The organism is Frankia gtarii, assembly GCF_025403375.1.
In the GTDB taxonomy this organism is placed as follows: Bacteria; Actinomycetota; Actinomycetes; order Frankiales; family Frankiaceae; genus Frankia; species Frankia gtarii.
Genome location: NZ_JAMPTM010000429.1, coordinates 1 through 3,630 on the forward strand (window position 1 = coordinate 1; position 3,630 = coordinate 3,630).

Annotated in this window: 3 protein-coding genes and 1 pseudogene; 1 reads left to right on the forward strand and 3 read right to left on the reverse strand. The window is 69.3% G+C overall.

All coding sequences use genetic code 11. From position 1 onward, the window contains the following. Positions 1-55 precede the first annotated feature (55 nt). A pseudogene (locus tag NBZ83_RS30865) lies at positions 56-363 on the forward strand (transposase); the annotation flags it as partial. Positions 364-415: 52 nt separating this feature from the next. Here NBZ83_RS30865 and NBZ83_RS34425 read toward each other — a convergent pair. From NBZ83_RS34425 to NBZ83_RS30880, 3 genes are all read right to left on the reverse strand, one after another. Further along, positions 416-1,216 (reverse strand): hypothetical protein, encoded by an 801-nt coding sequence (locus NBZ83_RS34425; protein ID WP_261569256.1) that lies wholly within the window; start codon positions 1,214-1,216, stop codon positions 416-418. A gap of 582 nt (positions 1,217-1,798) precedes the next feature. Beyond that, a complete protein-coding gene (locus NBZ83_RS30875) occupies positions 1,799-3,028 on the reverse strand; it encodes a condensation domain-containing protein (RefSeq protein ID WP_261569257.1) in 1,230 nt (409 codons plus the stop codon). A gap of 262 nt (positions 3,029-3,290) precedes the next feature. Continuing rightward, a partial coding sequence (locus NBZ83_RS30880; protein WP_368861933.1) for a transposase occupies positions 3,291-3,630 on the reverse strand: 340 nt, incomplete at its 5' end.

Below are 3,630 nucleotides of genomic sequence, written 5' to 3' on the forward strand. Positions count from 1 at the left end.
GGTGACGTGGGGGTGGGAGGTTTCGGGCTGCCGGTGGGGCTGGTAGGTCGTGGAGATGGCACGTTCTGTTCGGTATCCCTCGGATCTCACGGACGCGGAGTGGGCCTACGTGCAGCCGCTGCTGCCGGCGGCGGCGAAGGACGGCTGGCCCGAGAAGCACGACCGGCGTGACATCGTGGACGCGATCCTCTATGTGACCCATACGGCGTCGTGTGGCGGGCGTTGCCGGCGGACTTCCCGCCCTGGAAGACGGTCTACGGGTTCTTCGAGCGGTGGAAGAAGACGGGCGTCACCATCACGGTCCACGACGGGCTGCGCGGTGAGGTCCGCCAGGCCGCGGTGCTCGGTCGCGGTGTCGTAGACGTAGGTGTAGGTGCCCTTGCCGTCGTTGATCGAGCTGACCTGGCCGTCGGAGTCATAACCGGTGGTCGTGGTGTTTCCGTCGGCGTCGGTCTGGCTGGTGACCTGCGCCCAGGTGTTGTAGCCGGTGGTCGGGGTGATTGACGAGGCGGTTGTGGTGGTGGGCAGGGCGGTGGTGGTGCTGTGCCGGGTCCAGGTGGGCGTCCCACATCAGCGGGGTCGGCGAGCGGGCGGTGACCTTCCCGCCGGCCGACAGGCGGGTCTCGCCGCCGGCGGCTCGCGTCGCGGTCAGGCCCTTCAGGCGCATCGGCAACGTCAGCGCGGCCTGGGCGGCGGCCGGGGTGTGCGCGATGATCTGCGCGTCGTAGCCGGTCGGGGTCACCTTGACCCGCAGGTCGGTGTCCTTCGCGACCGCCGGATAGGTGGCGACGTCCTTGGCGAGGGTCGGGGCGGGCAGGGCGTCCGGCCACGCGAACGCGACCTCCCGCGTCCCGTCGACCAGCGTCGCGACCGGGTCACCGGCCTTGCCGCCCGCCGAGAGGACGATCGTCGCCTTCGCGGCCTTCGGGGTGACCTTCCCACCCGCGAGGACGAGGGTGGGATCGACGTCGACCCAGCCGTCGCCGCGGCGAACCCGATGGATCCCGGCGAACGAGTCGACGGTGATCGTCCCGTTCGGGTTCACGAACGTCGACGTCGTCTCGGTCCGCTGGTCGGTCACCTCGATCCGCCGCTTCTCCGCGTGCGCGGCGACCTGCGCGGACACGAAGTCCGGCCGTTCGGCCGGCCCGGTCGGCGCGGGCGTCACCTTGTCCGCGGAGCCGGCGGGAGCGGCCCAGGCCGCATCCCGTCCCACCGGAAGAAACGTGGCGATCGTCCCGACCGGAACGGCGGCGAGAAGAACGCAGATAGCTCGAACGGTGTGCCTTCGACGATGCACGGGGGATGCCCGCATCATGTCAACTCCGATTCTCCGGTGCAGACAACGAAAGGCGCACCGCCGTCCCTGTCCCGAGGGAACCGGGGGCGCGCCGGATCACCGAAAATGGCAGAGCCGCGAAGACAACACTAGACAATCAAGATCAGTTGTGTGTCGGTTGCTTGTTGGGGAAGGGCTCCGCCGGCCTCGTCGGAGGGGCGATGAGTACTCGGTGTTGCCCTGGAGCTGCCTCCAGGCAAATAACCATGTTATTCGGTGGCTCAGGGTTACCGACGTTCGAATCCGGGTGTGGCATCGATAGCGGAGAACGGCGCATGGTGATCTGGGACACGCAGCGGTGTGTTACCTGGAGGAAACATCCTTGCTGTGGTGTGGCGGAGCCGTGCGAGTGGTTCTTGACGGGCCCATCCGCGGCGGCATCTGCCGGTGGGAAAAGGAAGAGTCGCCGAAGAGCGGATGCTCCCGGGTCTCGGGCACGTCGATCCGATTGGCAAGCAGTTATCTCGCTTGCCGGGTCTCACCTTCGACACCGGCCAGCTCAGCAAAAGCTTCCTGGAAGACCTGGGCGAAGGCCGCGGCGGCGGCGCGTCCGAAAAGGTGTCGGTGATAGCCGAACGTGAGGTGGAGACCGGCGCCGTACCGGGTCGCGCCGATGAACAGCCCCTGGGGCATGCCGGCGGTGCCGGTGAAGAAGACCGAGGAGATCTTCGGGTTGTCGGAGGCGATGGCGGCGAGCGGCCCGAGGTTGCTGACGGCGGCGGCGGGGGTGATGAGCGGGCGCGCCGTGCGCACCCCCCACCGCAGCAGCGAGCCTCGCCAGGGCCCTGGGACCCGTGCGGTGGCGGCCGCACCGATCCTGCCGGCGATTCCCGCGATGACGGGCGCGGCGGACTCCTGCTTCGCCCGCTCGGTCTGATCGAGGATCCGGACAGCCAGTCTAACCGGGTCCGCCCGGTCGGCCGGCTCGCTGACGACCACCACCTGGCCGGTGTTGTTGCCACTCGTGCCGGGCGATATCCCCAGACTGATCGGCATTCTGACGCGCAGTGTCCCGGCTTCCCCGCCGCGCCGGCGGTTCCATCGATCGATGGCGAGATGGGCCGCGGCGACGAGCAGGTCGTTGACGGTCATCCGACGTCCGCCGGGCAGCAGCACGCGCCGCGCGGGCACCGGCAGGCTCAGCGGGTGGTAGCCGTAGCCGGCGTCCCGGCTCGAATCCATGGGCGTGATGTGCCGGCCGGAGCGGTGGGTGAAGGCGGTCCAGCCATGGGCAGCCGCCCTCGGGATGGACGGCACACCGGAGGGCAGCCCGAGGTGATCGCGATCGGTTCGGGCCGCGGCCGCGGATTCGTCGGCCACCCTGGATTCGTCGGCCGCCTCGTACTCGGAGAAGATCTCGGCTACGACGGTGGCGAGGCTCATGCCGTCGACCGCGAGGTGATGCGCGACGACGCAGAGCTGGTCGCCGTCCGGCCGGTGCACCAACGCTATGCGCAGTGGCGGGTGGGCACGCAGATCGAAAGGCGCCGACATCATCGTCTCGTGGATGCGCCAGCCGTCGCTTCCGTCGTCGATCTGCCAGACGGAATCTACCGACGGCGTGGCGGCGAACCGCCATGCGTACTGGCGCGCGCCGTAGAGGCTAGCCCGCATCATGGGATGGCGGCCGATCGCCGCACGCACCGCGAGCCGAAGTCGCCTCACTTCCAGCGTGCCCACGGTCTGCACGAACAATCCGCAGGTCAGCGGCGCACTGGCCCGATCGGAGGCGGCCAGGATCTGCTCGCTCGACGTGAGAATCCGATCGGGAGCGGGCGCCGGTGAGTCGCCCTGATGCCCAGCTTCTGCGTGCACTGGCCCCCAGCCCCCCGAATTAGTCAGCACACGATATATGTCTGGTGAAAGATCTGGTGGCAGGGGTGCCACCAGATCGTTGGACGGGCGCCCGCAGTCGACGCGATCGCTCGCACGGCGGTCCATCCGGACAAACTCACGTATGGGTCGCCGAGCCGCCAGTCGCCCTCGATGCCGCCCGGCTACTGGTTGGGCGCGTCGGCGGTGTCGACGGATCCGGCCCGCGCAGGATGTCGAGCGCGCGGCGCAACTCGGCGTTCTCCCGGATCAGGCGGCGGATCTCGGCCTGTTGCCGGCGGACGTTCGTCCGTTGCCCGTCGCTGAGTGACTCGGCCTGGCGTACCCAGGTCCGCAGCGTCTCGGCGCTGATGGCGACCGAACTCGCGACGGCCTGGATCGCCGACCACTCGGAAGGGTGATCGCTCTGAACGCGCCGAACGCGGGCGATGGCGTCGGCCCGGAAGCGGGGCGGGTAG